The sequence below is a fragment of the Streptomyces dioscori genome, from assembly GCF_003024195.1.
GTDB lineage: Bacteria > Actinomycetota > Actinomycetes > Streptomycetales > Streptomycetaceae > Streptomyces > Streptomyces dioscori.
Map to the genome: position 1 here is coordinate 66,941 of NZ_KZ679057.1, position 20,944 is coordinate 87,884.

Genomic DNA, 20,944 nt, shown 5'->3' on the forward strand with positions numbered 1-20,944 from the left:
GGGCGCGGGCTCCGGTTCGGGCGAGGCCACGGGCGAGGCCACGGGCGGGGACGCGGACTCCGGTTCGGGCGGGGGCGCGGACTCCGGTTCGGGTGAGAACGGCTCCGTCGCGACGGACCCCGGCGAGGACGGAGGCTGGGACGGCCCCGCCGTCGAGTCCTGGTTCGCGGACATCCAGGCGGAAACTCCCGCACCCGTCCGTACCGCGACCCTCTGGGCCGCCCTGGCCACCGGTCTGCTCAGCATGCTCCTGCTCGGAGAGGGCCTGGCGCTCAATCTCCTGCTGGTGGCGATACCGATCACGCTCGGCGTGTACTTCGCGGCCGGGAGAGCGGGCCGACGGCCACGTCCCTGGACGCTGGTGTGGGGCGGTGGCGCGCTCGCCCTGTTGGTGGTTCCGGCGCTGCGAGACGCCGGCTGGCCGTCGTTCCTCGCCGTCGTCGCGGCTCTGGCGGTGGGCTCGCTCGCCCTGCACGGCGGCCGTACCTGGACAGGGATGCTGTTCGGCCCGATCGGCCTCTACACCTCGCTGGTCACCGGTCCGGGCTGGGGCTGGCGCGGGCTGCGCGAGCGGACCGGCGGGGCACGCGGCAACGTGGGCCCGATGCTGCGCGCGATCCTGGTGGCCGTCGTTCTGCTGGTGGTCTTCGGCGCCCTCTTCGCCGGTGCGGACGCGGCTTTCGCCGACCTCCTGGCGGACCTCGTGCCCGACGCGTCGGTCTCCGGCGGCCCCTGGCACGTCCTTCTGTTTGTGATCGGCGTGGTCGGCGCTCTGGCGGCGGCGCACACGGCCGCGGCACCGGTTCGGTGGGACCGCGTCGCGGTGCCCCCGGGACGCGCCCGCGGCCGCGCCGAGTGGGCACTGCCCCTGGTCGTGCTCATCGCGCTCTTCGCTGTCTTCAACGCCGTCCAGCTCGTCGTCCTGCTCGGCGGATACGACGCTGTCCTGGACAAGACCGGCCAGACGTACGCCGAGTACGCGCGTCAGGGCTTCTGGCAGTTGCTCCTGGTCACGCTCCTCACCCTGCTCGTCATCGTCCTGGCCCTGCGCTGGGCGCCCCGGGACGACCCGCGCGACGGAACGCTGGTACGCGCCGTCCTCGGCATCCTCTGTGCCCTCGCCCTCGTGGTCGTGGCCTCGGCGGTGCGGCGTATGGACATGTACGTGGAGGCGTACGGGCTGACCCGGCTGCGGATCTCCGTGGTGACCGTCGAACTCTGGCTCGGCCTGGTCATCGTGCTCATCATGGCGGCCGGCGTCCTCGGAGCCCGCTGGCTGCCGCGCGTGGTGCTGGCCAGTGCCGCCGCGACAGTGCTCGTCTTCGGGCTGGTGTCGCCCGACGGCCTGATCGCCGAGCGCAATGTCCAGCGGTACGAGCGGACGGGCACGTTCGACCTCGACTACGCGCGCGGGTTGTCCGCCGATGCCGTGCCGGCTCTGGACAAACTTGATGAGCCGCTCCGGTCCTGTGCCCTGAAAACCATCGACGAGGACCTGGGGGAGAACGCCGACCCCTGGTACGCCACGAGCTATGGCGAGGCACGCGCCCGGAACATCCTCGACGAGCGGAAGCCGTCCCCCGAGGCCGACTGGCGCGTGTGCAGCCGCCTGGACCAGGACCTGGCGTACCGCTGAGTAAGGACGCGGAGGGTGCGTACACCTGCGTGCACCTCCTGTACCGCTGATGCCGCCGTCTCGATCGCAGGGGAACCAAGCAGGCCGGTCCGCCGTTTCCAGTACGGCGGACCGGCCTGCTCCTCGTGTCCGTGACGTTGGCCGGTCAGCCCGCCGGGACCCCCGCTGTGCCCGACAGCGCCTCCAGGTCGCTCTTGCGGACCCGGATGACCAGTGTGGCGACGGCCAGAGCCAGCACGGCCATGGCGACGGCCGGCAGGAAGGCCGTGGAGATGCCCTGGGCGAGCACCTCGTGACTCCAGGGAGCGGGCAGTTGGTGCGTCGTGGCGAATTCCGCCTTCTGCTCGGCCGAGGCGTTGGCCATGAAGTCCGCGACCTGCTTCTCCGCCTCGTCACGGCTCGCCGTACCGAAGACCGTCGTGAGGATGGAGAGGCCGAGCGAACCGCCCACCTGCTGCGTGGCGTTGAGCAGTCCGGACGCGGCGCCCGCTTCGTGCGCGGCGACGCCGGAGACCGCGGTCAGGGTCAGCGTCACGAAGTTCAGTCCCATGCCGAAGCCGAACAGCAGCATCGGACCGAGCACACCGCTGACGTACGAACTTCCGGGATCGATGAGGGTGAGCCAGCCGAGTCCGAACACCACCAGTGTCGAGCCGACCACCATGAACGGTTTCGGGCCGAGCACCGGCAGGAACCGCTGCGACAGACCCGCGCCGACGCCGATCGCCACCGTGATGGGGAGGAAGGCCAGGCCGGCCTCGATGGGCGTGTACTGCAGCACGTTCTGTACGAAGAGAACGATGAAGAAGAACATGCCGAACATCGCCGCGGCCAGGCTCAGCATGATGACGTACGTACCCGAGCGGTTGCGGTCGGCGAACATCCGCAGCGGTGTGATCGGTTCCTTGGCCCGGGACTCGACCAGCGCGAAGGCCACCAGAAGGACGACCGCGGTGCCGAAGGACGCGATGGTGAGACTGTCCCGCCAGCCCTCCTCCGCGGCCCGGATGAAGCCGTAGACGAGCGAGGCCATACCGAGCGTCGAGGTCAGCGCGCCCGCGATGTCGAAGCGCCCGGGATGCCGTTCGGACTCGCTGATGTAGAGCGGTGTGACCACGGCGATCAGTACACCGATGGGTACGTTGACGAAGAGCACCCAGCGCCAGTCGAGCCACTCGGTGAGCATGCCGCCGGCGAGCAGCCCGATCGCGCCGCCGCCGGCCGAGACCGCAGCGAACACCCCGAACGCCCGGTTGCGCTCCGGCCCTTCGGGGAACGTCGTCGTGATCAACGCCAACGAGGTGGGGGAGGCGATCGCGCCGCCCACCCCTTGGAGGGCGCGTGCCGCCAGCAGCTGCCAGGGCTCCTGGGCGAGTCCGCCGAGCAGCGAGGCGACCGTGAAGAGCAGGATGCCGGACATGAAGACCCGGCGCCGGCCGAGGATGTCGCTGGCCCGGCCGCCGAGCAGCAGCAGACCGCCGAACGTGAGCGTGTAGGCGCTGACCACCCAGGTGAGATCCGTGGTGGAGAACTTGAGCGCGCCTTGAATGTGCGGGAGCGCGATGTTCACAATCGTCGCGTCGAGTACCACCATGAGTTGGCAGGCCGCGATGACGGTGAGCGCGATGCCGGGATGCCCCTCCCGGCGGGCCGCTCCCGGCTTCTGATCTTTGATCAACGGAGAGGTTGTCACTATTGAGTCCCCCACGAGTGCGTTAGTGAACGCTCGCGTTCACTGTCGCGTCAAAAGGTAGTGAGTCCCCGACAGTGAACGCAAGCGTTCACTGAAGTCGCCGCCGATTGATGTCACTTGACCGCTCACGGACCCCAGTCCGTACGGCGCGTACGTGCAGGTGTCCGAACGTCCGCGCCCCTCGCCCGCTCACATGGAGACAGGCTCATGGTTACTTCGAGTTGGACGGCCGCCCCCGCTCAGGCGGCCTCCCCGCGCAGACGCGGCGCCGTACTCGAACGCGCGATCCTCGATGCCGCGCTGGAGCAGCTCAGTACGGTCGGCTGGAACGGCCTCACGATGGAGGGCGTCGCGGCCGGCGCCCAGACGGGGAAGGCGGCGGTCTACCGCCGCTGGCCGTCGAAGGAGGATCTCGTCGCGGACGCGCTCCGGGCCGGGCTGCCGTCGCTCGTGGACGTTCCCGATCTTGGCGGTGTGCGCGACGACCTGCTGGAACTGTGCAAGCGGGCGCGCGCGGCGATGTTCTCGCGCCCGGGATTCGCGCTGCGCTCGGTGATTCACGAATGCGACTCGTCCCAGGCCCAGCGTTTTCACGAGGTGATCCTGTCGGGGGTCGTGGAGCCGACGATCCGCCTGCTCGGCGAGGTCGTCGACCGTGGGATCCGGCGGGGAGAGGTCCGGCCGGACGCGGCGAACTCCTATGTCCTCGACGCCATTCCGGCGATGATGATGTACCGCTCCAAGGTGTGCGCGAGCGAATGGAACGAGCGGGACATCGAGGAGATGATCGACCAGCTCATGGTCCCGCTGCTGCGACCGGAAGGTGTCTGAGCGGGCTTCGCGGGCGCTTCGGGCGAGCGCGGGCGGACGCGGGCGGGAGCCAAGGGGCGCCGGGGGACGCCGGGGGACGCCGGGCAGGCTTCGGGGCGACCTTGGGGCAGCCCTGGGGCCGCCCGGGGGACCGGGTGTCGTGCGCGGTTCCGGGCGGCGTAGGCTGAGCGTGTCATGCCGTACGAACCACCGACCCACACCGTCGAGCGCTCCCTGCGCGCCACGACCGGAGCCAAGGTCATCGCCGGTGTCGACGAGGTGGGGCGCGGCGCCTGGGCCGGCCCGGTCACCGTCTGCGCGGCGGTCACGGGCCTGCGTCGCCCGCCCGAAGGCCTCACCGACTCCAAGCTCCTCACCGTCAAGAGGCGCACAGCACTCGCCGAGATACTGGCGGAGTGGGTGACGTCGTACGCCCTGGGGCATGCTTCTCCGGAAGAGATCGACCAGCTGGGGATGACGGCCGCGCAGCGGCTGGCCGCCTGCCGCGCTCTCGAAGCGCTGCCGGTGCGTCCCGACGCGGTCATTCTCGACGGGAAACATGACTATCTGGGTATCCCGTGGCAGGTCCGTACGGTGATCAAGGGCGACCAGTCCTGCGTCTCCGTGGCGGCGGCCTCGGTGATCGCGAAGGTCCAGCGCGACAAAATGATGGCCGAACTGGGTGTCGACCATGCAGACTTCGGTTTTGCGGCCAACGCCGGGTATCCGTCACCGGTTCACCGGGCCGCACTGGAGATGCGGGGCCCCACCCCGTACCACCGGCTGTCGTGGGCGTATCTTGATGCGCTGCCCCAGTGGCGGCACCTCAAGAAGGTCCGCAGTTGGGCGGACGTAAGCGTTCCGGAGATCGAAGGGCAACTCGGCTTCGACTTCTGACCGTTCCGTTCGCACTCATGTGCCACCCGCTTAAGCGAGTCGCACCGGCGTTTGATAAAAATCAGCTCATGCCTCTCATTCCCGAGGAGCCTCAGATTCACGAGAGTGCCCAGGGTCCCCGCGTCAGTCCGGCCACCGGCCGGACCGCGCCGACCCCCCGCCCCGTACCCGGCCCCCGCCCCGCGGCACCTCCGCGTCCAGGCCGTCCGGGTCCTGTCCGGCCGATGCCGCCTGTGCAACGCACGCCGCGCGACACGGCCGTGGCCAAGCCGGGGCCTGCCGCTCCGGCGGCCCCAGCCGCAGCCTCGACCCCGACGATCCAGCTGATCCCGGCCTCGGCCGAGGGTGCGCTGGACGCCGCCGAGGAAGCGGTCGACCTGCTCCTTGACTCGGGCAGGGCCCCCGGTGAGGTGCTGGTGATCACCACCGGCGAACCCCATCCGTGGGCCGCGCACGAGCTCTCCTTCGGCGAGGCCGCGTACTGGGCCCAACACGACGCGGGAGACGACGTGTTCTACGCCGACGCCTCCGCTGTCGGTCGTGCCGCGTCCCGGCCCGTGGTCGTTGTCGCCGTCAATGGCGGGCCCGACGCGACCGCTGCCACCGCGCTGCCGCTGGCCCTGGGCCGAGCCGGCACCCTGCTGATCGTCTGCGGAGACCCGCAGCAGATCAACGCGGTGCTGGGCGCGGGAGTCTGAGAACCCCCGTTCTTCCAGGGGCTCTCACGACTCGGATGCCATCGCGGTGACATCCGCTCGGAGCATGCACAGAGGACGGTCCGACGTGTGCCGGTACGGGGGATGTGCCGGCGTGCTGTCGTCGTCGTGGTGCGGTGTGGGCGTCAGCGTGAGCCCGGGCCCGAGCGCGCAGGCGGCTGTGTCCGCGGTGGAACCGTGTCTGTGCCGGGGTCGCGTCTGCATTGAGGTCGTGGGTTCTGCGTGACGCCGAAGTCCGCCGGCGTTGTCGGCTTCGGCGTCAGGTCCGGCCATAGGTCCGGCATCGCGTCGGTGTCGGTACGGCTGTGTCCGTGCCGGTGTGTCCATACGCCCATGTGTCCATGCGCCCATGTGCTGATGCGTCGATGTCGCGTTCGGTCGTACCGAAGCCTGTGCCTGTGCCTGTGCCTGCGCCCGTGCTCAGCGCGCGGCCGCGCGGCGCAGTACCTCCGAGGCGGACCCGCCGGTGCGCGGCTGTATGGACTCGGCCGCCGCGAGGGACTCCAGTGATTCCGGCGGCGAGTCCGCGTTGGGCCGGCGTCCTCCGCGTCCCTCGCCGAGCACCTGCCAGCCGTCACGTGTCAGTGTGATGTAGGCCCCGCAGCGCAGGCCATGCAGCGTGCAGGCGTCTCGCAGCCCCCACATCCACGCGCCGTCCTCCTCCGTCCACCGCGCGTCGCCGTCACGGCAGTAGAGCAGCACGGCGGTACGCACCGGTGTCCGGCGTCGCAGGTCGTGCGGGATGACCCGGCGCAGCTGCGCGAGCAGTGCGTTGCGGAACATCCAGCCGTCCGCCGGAGCCGGCCGCCTGATGAAGGAAGCGCTCGCGTTCAGCCGTTCGTCGGGGTCGAGCACAGCCACGATCGCGGTCGTGGGGCCGGGCCGATGCCGGGAGTGCAGTCCGCTGACGACCTCCCGGGGATTGCGCAGAAGCGGAATCCCCGCAGCGGCCCATTCGGCGGGTTCGAGCATCCGGGTCAGTGGATTGGCGGAAGTGGCGGCCGTCGACATCGATGCCGCCGAGGACGGAGCGAATCCGAAGGTCACGGTCCTCCCTTCGGCTACGCGCCCACACAGCGGGCGAGGTCGGACTGGGGGAGCGCGCCGCAGCACAGCCCGAACGGACGACCTCGGGAGGTCACGCGGGGCGCGAGGCCAATTCTTCCTGTCGAACTTGGTTGCGGCAACGAGCAATTGGGGCCACCGACCGTTATCTGGCGATCCGTTGCTTATATCCCTGCTCGGTATTTACCACCGCACCGCGGGAATCAACCTTGCACGGCGAGTACCAGCGGCAACACCCCCTGGGCGCCGGCCCGCCGCAGCATGCGCGCGGCCACCGCGAGCGTCCAGCCGGTGTCGGTCGAGTCGTCCACGAGCAGGACAGGTCCATCGGCTTCGGAGAGCGCCGCGGCCAGACCGGGCGGCACCACGAGCGCGCCGTCGAGAGCTTTCAGCCGCTGCGCGCTGTTGCTTCTGGAGACCTGGGCGGCGTCGGCTCCCGGGGCGTACTCGATGGAGCCCAGCAGCGGCAGACGGCCGACCTCGGCGATCCGTGCACCCAGCGTCTGCACCAGCTGCGGCCGGCGCTGCGAGGCCATGGTGACCACGCCGACCGGGCGTGGCACGGCGCCTGAACCGCCCGAGGCCCAGCCGCCCGGCCCCTTCGCCCAGTCGGCCAGCACGCCGACGACGGCCTGTGCCACGTCGTCCGGAACAGGCCCGTCCGGGGCCTGGGGTACGAGCATCGGCCGCAGCCGGTTGCCCCAGCCGATGTCCGAAAGCCTTCCCAGCGCCCGTCCGATCGAGGCCTGTTCCCCGGCCGGGATGCGTCCCTTCAGGTCGACGCCCACGGCGGGCAGGCCCGTGGGCCACATCTTCCGGGGATCCACCTCGATACCCGCGCGACCGAGCTCGCCACGCGCCGAGTCCAGTGCGGACGAGGACACGGCGTCGGAGAACCGCGGCTTCGTGCAGGTGTCACAACGACCGCACGGGGCGGCTCCCTCGTCGTCCAGCTGCCGGCGCAGGAACTCCATCCGGCAGCCGGTCGTCGTCACGTAGTCGCGCATGGCCTGCTGCTCGGCCGCGCGCTGTTTGGCGACCCACGCGTAGCGCTCGGTGTCGTACGTCCATGGGGTGCCGGTGGAGATCCAGCCGCCCTTGACACGCTTCACGGCACCGTCCACGTCCAGGACCTTGAGCATCGTTTCGAGCCGTGACCGGCGCAGCTCCACCAGGGGTTCGAGCGCGGGGAGCGACAGCGGACGGCCCGCCTGGCCGAGAACATCGAGGGTGCGCCTGACCTGCTCCTCCGGAGGGAAGGCGATCGATGCGAAGTACTGCCAGATCGCCTGGTCCTCCTTGCCGGGCAGCAGCAGCACCTCGGCATGCTCGACACCACGGCCCGCGCGGCCCACCTGCTGGTAGTAGGCGATGGGTGAGGACGGCGAACCCAGATGCACCACGAAGCCGAGGTCGGGCTTGTCGAAGCCCATGCCCAGCGCCGAGGTGGCGACAAGGGCCTTGACCCGGTTGGCGAGCAGGTCCTCCTCGGCCTGCTGGCGGTCCGCGTTCTCCGTCTTCCCCGTGTACGAGGTCACGGTGTGCCCGGCCTGCCGGAGGAAGGCGGTGACCTCCTCGGCGGCGGCCACGGTGAGTGTGTAGATGATCCCTGAGCCGGGCAGCTCGCCCAGGTGCTCGGCGAGCCAGCCCATCCGGTGGGCGGCGTCCGGCAGTTGCAGCACGTTGAGACTCAGGCTCTCGCGGTCCAGGGGGCCGCGCAGGACGAGGGCGTCCGTGCTCCCACCGGTGCCCAGTTGCTCGGCGACGTCGGCCGTCACGCGCGCGTTGGCCGTGGCGGTGGTCGCGAGGACCGGGACGCCCGAGGGAAGGTCGGCGAGCATGGTGCGCAGGCGGCGGTAGTCCGGGCGGAAGTCGTGGCCCCAGTCGGAGATGCAGTGCGCCTCGTCCACCACGAGGAGACCGGTCGCCGCCGCAAGCCTGGGCAGCACCTGGTCCCGGAAGTCGGGGTTGTTGAGCCGCTCGGGGCTCACCAGAAGGACGTCGACCTCACCCTCGGCCACCTCGTCCTGGATCGTGTCCCACTCCTCCGCATTGGACGAGTTGATGGTCCGCGCCCGGATGCCGGCGCGTGCGGCTGCCTCGACCTGGTTGCGCATGAGAGCGAGGAGGGGGGAGACGATCACGGTGGGACCGGCTCCCTGCTCCCGCAGCAGCGCGGTCGCGACGAAGTACACGGCGGACTTGCCCCAGCCGGTGCGCTGCACGACCAGGGCCCTGCGCTTGTCGGCCACGAGGGCCTCGATGGCGCGCCACTGGTCCTCGCGCAGCCGGGCGTCGCCCCCCGGCGCGCCGACGAGGCGGGCGAGGACGGTGTCGGCCGCTGTGCGCAGCTCTTCGTTGCTCATGGCCCCATGCAACCCGATGGGTCGGACATCGCGCGAATGAGCCGGTCCGCTGTGGACAACTTCTGACGTGGCCATGGTCGTGGTTATCCACAGGGCAAAGCGGAATTGCGGGTTTCGCGGGATGGTCACGGCATGACGAACCACAGCGAACCGGCCGGGAACCTCGGCGACGGTGACACAGGCCACCGCGACGAGATCGCCAAGCAGAAGAGCACGGACGAGCAGAGCGGGCAGAGCGGGCAGAGCGGGGAAGATCGGCAGGACGGGCACGAGGGGTGGGGTGGACGAGGCGGGCCGGGCGCGGACCGCGCCGGGCGGCGGAAGGGGCATGCCGGTACGACCTCCGCCGACTCGGCACACGGCGCGGGCGCCGCCGCACACGGCGGGACCGGCAGCCTGTGTCCGGACCACCAGGTCACCCTCCGCACTCCGGCCGAACTGGCCGATGCCCTGCCGTACCTGCTCGGGTACCGGCCCGAGGACAGCATCGTGCTCGTAGCCCTGCACGACAGGGACGGGCGCGGCCGTTTCGGCGGACGGGCCCGACTCGGCATCCCGGGCCACGCGGACGACTGGCCGTCCGTGGCGCAGCAGCTGACGCACGGCCTGGTGAAGGGCAGCGAGCGCAGGGGCGCCCTGCCCGAGAGCATGGTCGCCTTCCTCTGCCAGGAACCCGGGGAAGGAGAGTCGGGCCGGGCCGTGATGGAACGTCTGCGTCCGCTCGCACAACTGCTGCGCAAGGCCTGCGGAGCGCTCGACGTGCCGGTGGTCGAGGCGCTGTGCATCTCGGACGGCCGCTTCTGGTCGTACTGCTGCCCCAGCGAACACTGCTGCCCGTCGGACGGTACGTCCATGGGGCTGCCGGGCACGTCCGTGCTGGCCGCGGCCGCCACCTACGCCGGGCTCCAGGTGCGGGGCACCCTGCGGCAGCTGCGGGCGAGGCTCACTCCATGGGAGAGCAACGCGGCGCTGGATCAGGAATCCGCCCTCGACGCGGTGAGCATGGCGCTGATCCCCCGGATTCTGGACGAGGGAAGCCGCGCAGGTGTGGCGGCCAGGACCTTGGAGCTGGCCGACCAGGTCATGCGCCGGTTCGCCGACGCCACCTCCGCCGCCGGTCCCGGCACACTGCCGGCGGATCTCCGGGACGACGAGCTACTGCGTCACGAGGAGGCGGCCACGTTGATCCTCGGTCTGCAGGACCGCACGACACGGGACCGGGCGGCGGAGTGGATGGAAGGGGACGAGGCCGGACCGGCCCTGCGCCTGTGGAGGGCCCTGGCACGCCGTTGCGTCGGCTCGTACGGGGAGCACGCAGCGGCGCCGCTCACGCTCGCCGGGTGGGTCGCCTGGTCCTCCGGCGACGAACTGGAGGCCCGCGAAGCCCTGGCCATGGCGCTCGGAGCGGATTCCGGGTACCTCTTCGCCAGGCTGCTCCACCAGGCGTGCAACGAGGGTCTGGACCCGGAGTCGATCCGCCGCTGTCTACGGGGGGAGCGTGCCGATCGTGTCGACGGTGAGGTGCTCGCCTCGCCTGCGGTGCCTGCGGTGCCTGTGGTGCCGTCGGACGCCGATGGGCTGTTCGGAGTCGCCCCGGCGGGGCCTGTCAAGGGGTCCGCCCGCCGCCGACGCAGGTCGCGGGTTACTGAGGGCGCGGCCGACCGGCCTGGTACCCGACCGGCCGGTACCGGTGGCACGCGGCGTCCTAAGTCCACCTCTCCCGGCCCCGGAGCCCTCACAGAGGGTGGCTCGGGCCGAGACGGCAACAGCACCGGCCGAGGTGGCGGCAGCACCGGCCGCGGTGCTGGCAGCACAGGTGGCGCGGCTCGCTCTCGCCGAAGCGCGGGGAACGCGGGGGGTGCCGGGAGCGTCGGGCGGCCTGGAACGCCGAGGACGCCGGACAACGGTGTGTAGGCGGGCCGGGCGCCGGTGTCGACGGATCGGCCGGGCGGGTTCGATCAGAGCGCTTCCCCGGACAAGGGCGTGACTCGGGGCAGGCCCGCCCCGTTCACCTGAGTGGCGCAGCCCTCGGCCGTGCCGTGCCGTCGCACAGGCCGCGCCCCGTCGGAGTCCCCGCACATGGCCGAGCCCTCATCACCGCCGAGCACCCACTCAGCGGACGGAGCACAGAAGAAGCCGCCCCATGCCTCTGCCCATCCCGTCCTCCACACCTTCCGTTCCGAACAGCGACCCGTCGCGCTTCGGGAGGTCCGCGCAGCCCTCCATAGGCCGCGGCGCTGCCCTGGCCCCGCATACGGCGCCGGACGTGCAGCGCGGCACAGTGACTCTGCCACCCGCCCACACCGCACTGATCTGTGTCGCCCTGCCGGGACTCGCGATCTCCACGGAACAGGGGCAACTGACGGGGCACGGGCTGGAGGGCTTCTACCGGTCGGGTCGGCGGATGCTCTCCCGATGCAGGCTGCGGGTGGCGGGCCGGGAGCCGCTCGCGGTCCAGGCCCGGATGGTCGCGCCCGACCAGGCGCGGTTCGTGGCGGTCCTGAGCCTCTCCGCCGACAGTGGACCCGACCCGGACGTCCTGGTCGAACGGATGCGACATGCGGACGGGACAGAGCGGATCACCCTGCGCAGCGCGACCGATCGACCGCTGCGCCTCCCCGTCGAGGTGGTGCTCGGCACGGACCTGGCCGAACTGGGTGCGGTCGCGGCGGGGAGAGCCGGTCCCGATCTGGCGGCCAGTGTCCACGATTCAGGGATGCGGTGGTCGTGCGCCACCAACAACTCCGTTGTCACTGCCGAACCGCCGCCTTCGGATGCGCTGGCCTCCGCCGGGCTGCTGCGCTGGGAGTTCGAACTGCCTCCCGGCGGCACCCGAAGCGTGGAGCTGAAGGTAGGTCCGGCAGGGGCGGGGCCCGTCCGAGCCGTTGCGCGCAGTGCCATGAGCCCCTTCGCTCCGGCTCGGGCCGCGAGTGACGATCCAAGGGCCGAGGCGCTGCTGCGCAGGAGTATCGGGGATCTGCAGGCTCTTCTCCTGCGTGATCCCGCTCAGCCGTCCGACATACACCTGGCGGCCGGCGCACCCTGGCGCTGCGGCATGGCGCCGTCCGAGGCCCTGGCGGCAGCGCGCATGACTCTGCCGCTGGGCACGCGCCTCGCCGCGGGAACCCTGCGGACTCTCGCCCGCACCCAACTGGCGTCCGCCGGACCGCGATCCGGACTGATTCCCGGCCCGCGTCGGCAGGTCGGCGCCCAGCTGCCACCGAGCTGCACAGGGCAGGAAGCGACGCTGCTTTTTCCCGTGGTGCTCGCGGAAGCCCGTCGCTGGGGGCTCTCCGAGCCGGAGACGGAGGAGTTGCTGCCCGCGGCCGAACGGTGTCTGCAGTGGCTGCGGACAGCTGTCGGTGACGGCATGTATCTGGCGGATCCGCCACCGGGCGGGCCATGGCGCTGCGAGACGCAGGCGCACGCTCACCGGGCCGCTCTGCTGGGCGCCGACCTCCTCGACGCGTACGGCAGGGGAGGCGGTGCCGAGCTGCGGGAGTGGGCGGGAGAGATGCGGACCGCGTTCAGGGAGGACTTCTGGATCGAGGACAGAGGGGGCGGCAGGCCGGCGGCGGCCCGACTGCCGGGCGGACGGCTCGTGCCGCACCTCGGCTCCGGCGGTGTCCACCTGCTCGACACCGGACTGCTCGGCGCCGGCGCACCGGCCCCGGGCCTGCTCGACAAGGTGCAGACGGAACAACTCGCGCGTCTGTTCGGCGGACCCGACATGGATTCCGGCTGGGGGCTGCGCAGCCTGGGTGTGAAGGAGACGAGTTACAATCCGTTCGGGCACCGGAGCGGGTCCGTGCGCGTCCACGAGACGGCTCTCGCCGTGGCGGGACTGGCAGCCGCGGGCTACGAGAAGGAGGCGAGTTCGCTACTGCTGGGCGTGCTGGCGGCGGCCGAGACTTTCGGTCACCGGCTGCCGGAGATGTACGCGGGGGAGCAACGCGCGGAAGGCGGTTCCCCCGTACCGCACCCGACGGCCTGCCGACCGGCGGCCACCGCCGCGGCCGCCGGCGTCCTCCTGCTCGCGACACTCACCGGGATCCGTCCCGACGCCCCGGCTCGCACGGTGACGCTGCGTCCGGTGCGCAGTGCCCCGCTGGGAGAGATCGGGCTGACCGGCCTGCGGGTCGCGGGCGCCCCCTTCTCCGTACGCGTCAGCAGGCTCGGTCTTGCTCTGGTCGAGGATGCGGCCGACGGGCTGCAGCTGGGGGCGTGAAGGCCGGCCTGCCGCGGACCTGGGATCACGGGGGCCGCGGTTCCTGCCCGGGAGCGTCGGATCAGCCATGTGAGCGACCGGTGAAGAGAGTGTTTATCGTCAGGCAGACGACTATGATCGCGGCATGCCCTACGACCCGTCAGCTTTCGCGCCGTTCGCCGTCACCGTCGACCTGGTCGTGCTGACCGTGCGTCGTCACGCCCTGTGCGCGCTGGCGATCCGCCGGGGCGAGCCGCCCTTCCAGGGGCGGTGGGCGCTGCCCGGTGGTTTCGTGCGCCCCGACGAGGACCTGTCGCAGGCCGCGGCGCGGGAGCTGATGGAGGAGACCGGGCTGTGCGCGCACGCCCCGGACGCTCCCGCACAGGCGAACGGGGCACACTTGGAGCAGCTCGCGACCTACGGCGATCCCAAGCGTGACCCGCGCATGAGGGTTGTCAGCGTCGCCCATCTCGCTCTCGCGCCCGACCTGCCCGCGCCCAGAGCCGGCGGAGACGCGAACAGCGCGCGCTGGGCTCCTGTCGAGGATCTGCTTCAGCAGGGCGGTTACGGACGTGACGGGGAACAGGCCGCGCCGCTCGCCTTCGACCACGCCCGGATCCTGTCGGACGGTGTGGAGCGCGCCCGGTCCAAGATCGAGTACTCGTCGCTGGCCACGGCCTTCTGCCCGCCCGAGTTCACGGTCGGCGAGCTGCGCCGGGTGTACGAAGCGGTGTGGGGGGTGGCGCTCGATCCGCGCAACTTCCACCGCAAGGTGACCGGTACGCCGGGATTCCTCGTCCCCACGGGCGGGACGACGACCCGGCAGGGCGGCCGCCCCGCCCAGCTCTTCCGGGCGGGCGGCGCCACCCTGCTCAACCCCCCGATGCTCCGCCCCGAAGTCTGACGCCGACCCGGGAGACGTCGGACACGGTGCCTGCACTCCGGGTAACTGGCCGGACCGGAGCGGGGGCTGCTTCAGGCCGCGCCTAAGGTGACCGGAAAACGGTACATATCGCGCTATCTTGCTTTGGGTGATCCAGGCCATCGGACTGACCAGCAACGCCCGCAAGGAGCTTCCCCCGGCTGTCGACGACGTCTCCTTCGAGGCGTCGCCCGGCTGTGTCACGGCGCTCCTCGGAGCCCCGGGCGCAGGCAAGACGACCGCCCTCAGGCTGATGCTCGAACTGCAACAGGGCCGCGGAATCACCTACTTCAGAGGCCGCCCGCTGCACCGCATCGCCCATCCCTCGCGCGAGGTGGGCGTTCTCCTCGGCGAGGTTCCCGGCCACCCGGCGCGCACGGTCCGAGGTCAACTCCGCATGCTGTCGGCCGCGGCCGGCGTACCCGCACGCCGCGCCGATGACGTCTTGGAGGTGGTGGGCCTCGTCAGCCTGCGCGACGAACGTCTGGAGACTCTCTCGCGAGGTATGGACCGCCGACTGGGCCTCGCCTGCGCGCTGCTGTCCGATCCGCACACCCTCGTGCTCGACGGCGCCACAGACGGACTCTCCGCTCGCGAAAGCCGCTGGCTGCACGGGGTGCTGCGCGCCCACGCCGGTGCGGGCGGCACCGTGCTGTTCACCACGGACGATCCCAGGGAGGCGGCGCGGACCGCCGACCGGGTCGTCACGCTGGAGAAGGGCAGGCTCGTCGCCGACCAGGAGGCCGCGGACTTCGCACGTACCCGGCTCCGGCCCAGAGTCGCCGTCCGGAGCCCGCACGCCGCCCGGCTCGGGGCTCTGCTGATCAAGGAGGCCCGCACCGCCCGGTGCTCCGTGGAGGTCGTGCGGGAGGACGGCAATCGCCTCTCCGTGTATGGCAGCACCTGCGCCGACGTCGGCGAGTCCGCCTACCGCCACGGCATCCTCGTACACCAACTCGCCGATGAGGTCGGGGACATGGGGGCGACGCCCGTTTCACATCCGGAGCCGGAGCCGGAGCAGGCGCTGACGCTGGCGTCGGGGGAAAGTCCTCGCGAGGCTGAGGCCGGGAGTGAGGTCGGGGTGTCGGTGCGGAGCGCGGGGATGCGGGGCGCGCGCGAGTTGTCACCCCTGCCGCCGCCCATCACCGTCCGCCCGGGCGCGGGGCCCTTGCGTCCGCTGCGCTACGAGGTGCGGCGCGCGGCCGGGGTCGGTACGGGCTGGCTCACCGCGGCCGCCGTGCTCGTCGTCTCCGCCCTCATCGCCGTACTCCTGGCCAGGGCGGGACACACGCCGCAGCCGCGGCTGCTCGCCGCGTGGCCGCGGGACTTCCCCCTGCCGCCCGCGGCACTCGGTGCGGGGCTGCTCGGCGCCTTCGCCTTCGGTGACGAGTTCCGGCACCCCGCTCTGGCCGCTGATCGCGGTACCGTCCCCCGTCGCCTGGGGCTGCTGGCCGCCAAGCTCGTCGTCGCGGCGGCCACCGCGACGACGCTCGCCCTCGGCGTGGTGGGTCTGAACGCCGAACTGCTCTACATCGTCTACGGGCGGGAGCTGACCGGAGTTCCGCCGGACTGGATTTCTTCGGGAGCCAGTTGGGTCGGTCTCGTGATCGGCTGCGCCTGGGCGGGGGTTCTGGCGGCGGGGATCTTCCGGTCCACCACCGCCGGCCTCGCGGCGGTCCTCGCCGTGCCGATCCTGGTCGTACCGATCGTGCAGAAGGTTCTGGAGGGGCCGTCGGTCCGGACGGCTGCCGGGTTGTCGACGCGGTCGCGTGAGCTCGTACTGGTGCGGTGGCCGTTCGGGGGTGAGCACTATTTGGTCGCCGCGGCAGAGGTGATCGCTCAACCCGTCGCCGGCGCACTGATGTTGTCACTCACGGCTCTGCTCTGCGCATATCTGCTCACGGCCCTGCGGAGCCGGGTCCGATGACGACCGTCCGTGCACGTGTGTTCCCCTCATGTGCACAACTCCACGCAGAACGCCCATTTCTTTCCGATAAGGCGTCAATTGCGACGGGGTGAGCGATCACCCTTTCGTGTGCTTTTCACCAAAGACCTCAAGGGAGTTGGAGACGACGCCGACAAAGGATCCGTGACTACCCTTGCGCACGCCATGATGACCGCCGCCCGTTCCGCAGACTCCGGCCTGACCGGTCCGGGCGAACTCGACCGCTACCCCTACGCGGAGGGCCCCGGCGCAGACCGCGTCGGCGGCTCTGTGTGGGATGCCACGGACCCGGACCTGGGCCGCATGGGCCGACGTGCCGCCGGAAGTCGCGGCCGCGGCCTGCATGGCCAACTGGTTCAGCAGTTGGGTCAGATGATCGTCTCCGGTGATCTGGGCGCCGACCGCCCGCTCGTCCCCGAGGAGATCGGCCAGCGATTCGAGGTCTCCCGCACCGTCGTCCGTGAGTCCCTGCGGGTTCTTGAGGCGAAGGGCCTGGTCAGCGCCCGCCCCAATGTCGGCACGCGCGTACGGCCGGTCAGCGACTGGAACCTCCTGGACCCGGACATCATCGAATGGCGCGCCTTCGGCCCGCAGCGCGACGACCAGCGTCGTGAGCTGAGCGAGTTGCGCTGGACGATCGAACCGCTGGCCGCCCGCCTCGCCGCCGGGCACGGCCGGCCGGAGGTCCAGCAGCGGCTCACCGACATGGTCGAGATCATGGGCCACGCGATGGGGCAGGGTGACGCGCTCACGTTCTCGCGGGCCGACGCGGAGTTCCACTCGCTGCTCATCCAGGTCGCGGGCAACCGCATGCTGGAGCACCTCTCGGGGATCGTGTCGGCCGCGCTCCAGGTGTCCGGCGGCCCGATCGCGGGCTGCGACCGGCCGAACGAGGCCTCCCTCTCGCACCACGCCCGGATCGCCGACGCGCTCGCGGCGGGCGACGCCTCGGGCGCCGAGGCGGCCATGCGGCAGCTGCTCACCGTCCACCCCGAGGTGGAGCGCGTCGTGCCCGCGCCGCGCGAGCACTGATCGCGTACCGCGGGTGGCGTGGTCGGGAGCGTTCGTCCCGCGTGGCACCCATCGGCCGGCGAACCGTCTGCCGCCGGGCCCCGCCGGATTCCTGGAGGATCCGGCGGGGCCCGGCGGTGCGATGGGATGCTGGGATCGTCCGCTGACCACCTCTGACCGTATCTGGCCACTTTTGGGCGCTTACGGGGTGTGACTCGGGCCACGCAGATTGGGCGTAACACTCTTCGGGGCAGCGCGATGACCTAAGAGGTGACAGCCGAGTAGGGAATATGGGCGCCGCTTCAGGCGCTGTGACTCTTCCCGGCTCCCGCCCGCGCCGTCGGCCCATTCCAAAGTCGGCGGTCGTCGGCTCCTCTCCGCAGTGGACGGGGCCGGAAGCCGTTTTCCAACGTTCCGAGAGGTTGTTCGTGTCGGCCAGCACATCCCGTACGCTCCCGCCGGAGATCGCCGAGTCCGTCTCTGTCATGGCGCTCATTGAGCGGGGAAAGGCTGAGGGGCAGATCGCCGGCGATGACGTGCGTCGGGCCTTCGAAGCTGACCAGATTCCGGCCACTCAGTGGAAGAACGTACTGCGCAGCCTCAACCAGATCCTCGAGGAAGAGGGTGTGACGCTGATGGTCAGTGCCGCGGAGCCGAAGCGCACCCGGAAGAGCGTCGCAGCGAAGAGTCCCGCCAAGCGCACCGCCACCAAGACCGTCGCGGCGAAGACGGCGACGGTCAAGAAGGGCACCGCCACCGCCACGCCGGTGATGCCCGAGGTCGACGATCCCGCCGAGGATGCGACCGCCAAGAAGGCCGCGGCCAAGAAGGCCACCGCCAAGAAGACGGTCGCGAAGAAGACCGTCGCCAAGAAGACGGCGGCGAAGAAGACCACCGCCAAGAGCGCCGACGCCGAGCAGGGCGACGACGAGGCGACCGAGGAGACTCCGGGTACGGCCAAGGCCGGCGAGGAGCCCACCGAGGACGGCGCCCAGGGCTTCGTGCTGTCCGACGAGGACGAGGACGACGCGCCCGCTCAGCAGGTCGCCGCGGCCGGCGCCACCGCAGACCCCGTCAAGGACTACCTCAAGCAGATCGGCAAGGTCCCGCTGCTCAACGCCGAGCAGGAGGTCGAGCTCGCCAAGCGCATCGAGGCCGGTCTGTTCGCCGAGGACAAGCTGGCCAACGCCGACAAGCTCGCGCCGAAGCTCAAGCGCGAGCTGGAGATCATCGCCGAGGACGGCCGCCGCGCCAAGAACCACCTCCTGGAGGCCAACCTCCGTCTGGTGGTCTCCCTGGCCAAGCGTTACACCGGCCGCGGCATGCTCTTCCTGGACCTCATCCAGGAGGGCAACCTCGGTCTCATCCGCGCGGTGGAGAAGTTCGACTACACCAAGGGCTACAAGTTCTCGACGTACGCCACGTGGTGGATCCGCCAGGCGATCACCCGCGCCATGGCCGACCAGGCCCGCACCATCCGTATCCCGGTGCACATGGTCGAGGTCATCAACAAGCTCGCGCGCGTGCAGCGCCAGATGCTTCAGGACCTGGGCCGCGAGCCCACTCCGGAGGAGCTGGCCAAGGAACTCGACATGACCCCCGAGAAGGTCATCGAGGTCCAGAAGTACGGTCGTGAGCCGATCTCCCTCCACACCCCTCTGGGCGAGGACGGCGACAGCGAGTTCGGTGACCTCATCGAGGACTCCGAGGCGGTCGTCCCGGCCGACGCGGTTAGCTTCACCCTCCTTCAGGAGCAGTTGCACTCCGTCCTGGACACCCTGTCCGAGCGCGAGGCGGGCGTCGTCTCGATGCGCTTCGGTCTCACCGACGGTCAGCCGAAGACTCTCGACGAGATCGGCAAGGTGTACGGCGTGACGCGCGAACGCATCCGCCAGATCGAGTCCAAGACGATGTCGAAGCTGCGTCACCCGTCGCGCTCGCAGGTGCTGCGCGACTACCTGGACTAGGCCTCGGCCGCAGTACGTCATCGAGGGCCCGGCCTCCCGTCAGGGGAGCCGGGCCCTTGGTTCGTGCGGAGTGCGGAGCGCCGCCGGGTGGATCACTCTGGGTGTCTCGTGACAACCCCAGAGTGAGGAGCGCGCATGCGTCGTACGTTCACCCGTGCTTTGGCCCTCGCGGCCACGGCCGCCGTGATACCGCTGGCGTCCCCGGCCCCCGCGACAGCCGACGTCGTCATCGGCGGCTACCCGGTGGAGATCGCCGAGACCCCCTGGATGGTGGCGCTGGCCAGCCGTGACCGGTTCGGGGGAACACGCGCGGGACAGTTCTGCGGGGGAGTGGTGATCGGGCGGGAGACGGTGCTGACGGCCGCCCACTGCCTGGGCGAGGAAGTACTGGGCGCTCCCCCTCGGCAGGTCCGGGATCTGAGAGTCGTAGCGGGTCGCGGAGACCTGCGGGGGGACGGGGGCAGGGAGATCGCGGTACGCGACATCTGGATCAATCCGCGGCATGACAGCTACACGAATGCCGGGGACTTCGCCGTACTCACCCTCGCGGAACCGCTCGCCGCCGGTTCGGTCATTCGCATGGCGGGCGCCGAAGACGCCGCGTACCAGCCCGGTACGGGTGCTGTGGTCTACGGCTGGGGCGACACGACAGGGAACGGCGACTACGCGAGTGCCCTTCGGGCCTCGCGTGTCCGGGTGCTGTCCGACGCGGTCTGCGAGCAGGCCTATCCGGGCAGTGCGGACGGAACGTACCTCGCCGGCTCCATGCTGTGCGCGGGAGAGACGGGTGGCGGCCGGGACGCCTGCCAGGGTGACAGCGGCGGGCCTCTGGTCGCTCAGGGGCGGCTGATCGGCCTTGTGTCGTGGGGAAGCGGCTGTGGACGGGTCGGCAGCCCCGGGGTCTATACGCGGGCCTCAGGGGTCGTCACAGCGCTCCGAACGGGTCGCTGAGAGCCGCCCGACGACCTCTGCGGGTCGGCTGCGCCTTCCGCAGTCACGAGCGCGAGCGGCCGCCCCTGGAATCAGGGGCGGCCGCCCGGTCACCGGCCTGTGCCGGAGATGGCTCGTCGTCTGCGCGAAGTGTCAGTGCTCTTCGTCATTGGCGCTTGCCGGGGCGGCCGTCAGCCGCTCCGTCTCGTCCTGTATCTCAGCGGCGATCTTCTTGAGTTCCGGCTCGAACTTGCGCCCGTGGTGGGCGCAGAAGAGCAGTTCACCACCGTTGAGGAGGACGACGCGCAGATATGCCTGGGCGCCGCAACGGTCGCAGCGGTCAGCGGCCGTCAGTGGGCTCGCGGGGGTCAGAACAGTAGTCACGTCGCCTCTTCTCTAGCTCGACGAGCTGTCGTACCAGGGTCAACATCCAACCAGGCCGAAAACGTTCCCGCTCGTGGCTCTTCCTCGAAAAAAATCTTTCCGAGTCGGCTGTCTGCTGCCGGTTGGCGGCGAATGAGCCGTATTGCGTGTCTTCGTGTCTTACGGGTTCGCGCTCTGTCAGGTTCAGTCCTCACCGGCTGGCTTGCCGGTTGTTCTTGAGGACGTGCCCGGAGCCTAAATGGTTCATGCCTGGAAGGGAACGTGATATGTACTTCACTCCAACGAGGGATCGAACAAGCATGCGACCCTGGACTAGTCTGCGTTTGGGACGAGGGTGGCGTTACAACGGCTCTACCAGGCCTCGGTACCCTCAGACCGGTGACCGAAGCCGGGCC

15 protein-coding genes are annotated in these 20,944 nt (G+C 70.7%); 11 read left to right on the top strand and 4 right to left on the bottom strand.

Annotated elements, in window-relative coordinates:
• Positions 1-172: 172 nt before the first annotated feature.
• Positions 173-1,636, top strand: coding sequence for a DUF4153 domain-containing protein (locus C6Y14_RS38075; protein ID WP_225891499.1), 1,464 nt, complete (start codon positions 173-175; stop codon positions 1,634-1,636).
• A gap of 145 nt (positions 1,637-1,781) precedes the next feature.
• Here C6Y14_RS38075 and C6Y14_RS38080 read toward each other — a convergent pair whose 3' ends face one another.
• Entirely contained in the window at positions 1,782-3,329 is a 1,548-nt protein-coding gene (locus C6Y14_RS38080) for an MFS transporter (RefSeq protein ID WP_107021483.1), read from the bottom strand.
• A gap of 207 nt (positions 3,330-3,536) precedes the next feature.
• Between C6Y14_RS38080 and C6Y14_RS38085 the strand changes: the two genes are divergently transcribed.
• From C6Y14_RS38085 to C6Y14_RS38095, 3 genes are all read left to right on the top strand, one after another.
• Positions 3,537-4,160 carry a TetR/AcrR family transcriptional regulator gene (locus tag C6Y14_RS38085; RefSeq protein ID WP_107021484.1) on the top strand — a complete coding sequence of 208 codons (624 nt, stop codon included), beginning with the start codon at positions 3,537-3,539 and terminating at the stop codon, positions 4,158-4,160.
• Between the two features lie 174 nt (positions 4,161-4,334).
• On the top strand, positions 4,335-5,036 hold the full coding sequence (locus tag C6Y14_RS38090; protein WP_107021485.1) for a ribonuclease HII: 702 nt from the start codon (positions 4,335-4,337) through the stop codon (positions 5,034-5,036).
• Between the two features lie 68 nt (positions 5,037-5,104).
• Positions 5,105-5,734: a hypothetical protein gene (locus tag C6Y14_RS38095; RefSeq protein WP_107021486.1), complete on the top strand. Its 630-nt coding sequence runs from the start codon at positions 5,105-5,107 to the stop codon at positions 5,732-5,734.
• 438 nt (positions 5,735-6,172) lie between these two features.
• On the opposite strand, the gene C6Y14_RS38100 is transcribed toward C6Y14_RS38095, so the two are convergent.
• Together C6Y14_RS38100 and C6Y14_RS38105 are read right to left on the bottom strand one after the other, a co-directional pair.
• Positions 6,173-6,799, bottom strand: coding sequence for a hypothetical protein (locus C6Y14_RS38100; RefSeq protein ID WP_107021487.1), 627 nt, complete (start codon positions 6,797-6,799; stop codon positions 6,173-6,175).
• A gap of 221 nt (positions 6,800-7,020) precedes the next feature.
• Entirely contained in the window at positions 7,021-9,183 is a 2,163-nt protein-coding gene (locus C6Y14_RS38105) for a RecQ family ATP-dependent DNA helicase (RefSeq protein WP_107021488.1), read from the bottom strand.
• Between the two features lie 132 nt (positions 9,184-9,315).
• Here C6Y14_RS38105 and C6Y14_RS38110 point away from each other — a divergent pair, with 132 nt between their 5' ends.
• From C6Y14_RS38110 to C6Y14_RS38140, 7 genes are all read left to right on the top strand, one after another.
• Positions 9,316-11,097: a DUF4192 domain-containing protein gene (locus tag C6Y14_RS38110; protein WP_107021489.1), complete on the top strand. Its 1,782-nt coding sequence runs from the start codon at positions 9,316-9,318 to the stop codon at positions 11,095-11,097.
• A gap of 229 nt (positions 11,098-11,326) precedes the next feature.
• On the top strand, positions 11,327-13,411 hold the full coding sequence (locus C6Y14_RS38115; RefSeq protein WP_107021490.1) for a glycogen debranching N-terminal domain-containing protein: 2,085 nt from the start codon (positions 11,327-11,329) through the stop codon (positions 13,409-13,411).
• 124 nt (positions 13,412-13,535) lie between these two features.
• The gene (locus tag C6Y14_RS38120; protein WP_107021491.1) at positions 13,536-14,294 is read left to right on the top strand and encodes an NUDIX hydrolase; all 759 of its coding nucleotides are present in this window, start codon (positions 13,536-13,538) and stop codon (positions 14,292-14,294) included.
• A 127-nt stretch (positions 14,295-14,421) separates the two neighbouring features.
• Complete coding sequence (locus C6Y14_RS38125) at positions 14,422-16,239, top strand: ABC transporter ATP-binding protein (RefSeq protein ID WP_107021492.1); 1,818 nt, start codon at positions 14,422-14,424, stop codon at positions 16,237-16,239.
• Positions 16,240-16,401: 162 nt separating this feature from the next.
• Positions 16,402-17,289, top strand: coding sequence for a FadR/GntR family transcriptional regulator (locus tag C6Y14_RS38130; RefSeq protein WP_199855007.1), 888 nt, complete (start codon positions 16,402-16,404; stop codon positions 17,287-17,289).
• A gap of 407 nt (positions 17,290-17,696) precedes the next feature.
• A complete protein-coding gene (locus C6Y14_RS38135; protein ID WP_107021592.1) occupies positions 17,697-19,235 on the top strand; it encodes an RNA polymerase sigma factor in 1,539 nt (512 codons plus the stop codon).
• A 135-nt stretch (positions 19,236-19,370) separates the two neighbouring features.
• On the top strand, positions 19,371-20,186 hold the full coding sequence (locus C6Y14_RS38140) for a serine protease (RefSeq protein WP_107021494.1): 816 nt from the start codon (positions 19,371-19,373) through the stop codon (positions 20,184-20,186).
• A 132-nt stretch (positions 20,187-20,318) separates the two neighbouring features.
• On the opposite strand, the gene C6Y14_RS38145 is transcribed toward C6Y14_RS38140, so the two are convergent.
• On the bottom strand, positions 20,319-20,549 hold the full coding sequence (locus tag C6Y14_RS38145; RefSeq protein WP_107021495.1) for a DUF7455 domain-containing protein: 231 nt from the start codon (positions 20,547-20,549) through the stop codon (positions 20,319-20,321).
• Between the last annotated feature and the right edge of the window lie 395 nt (positions 20,550-20,944).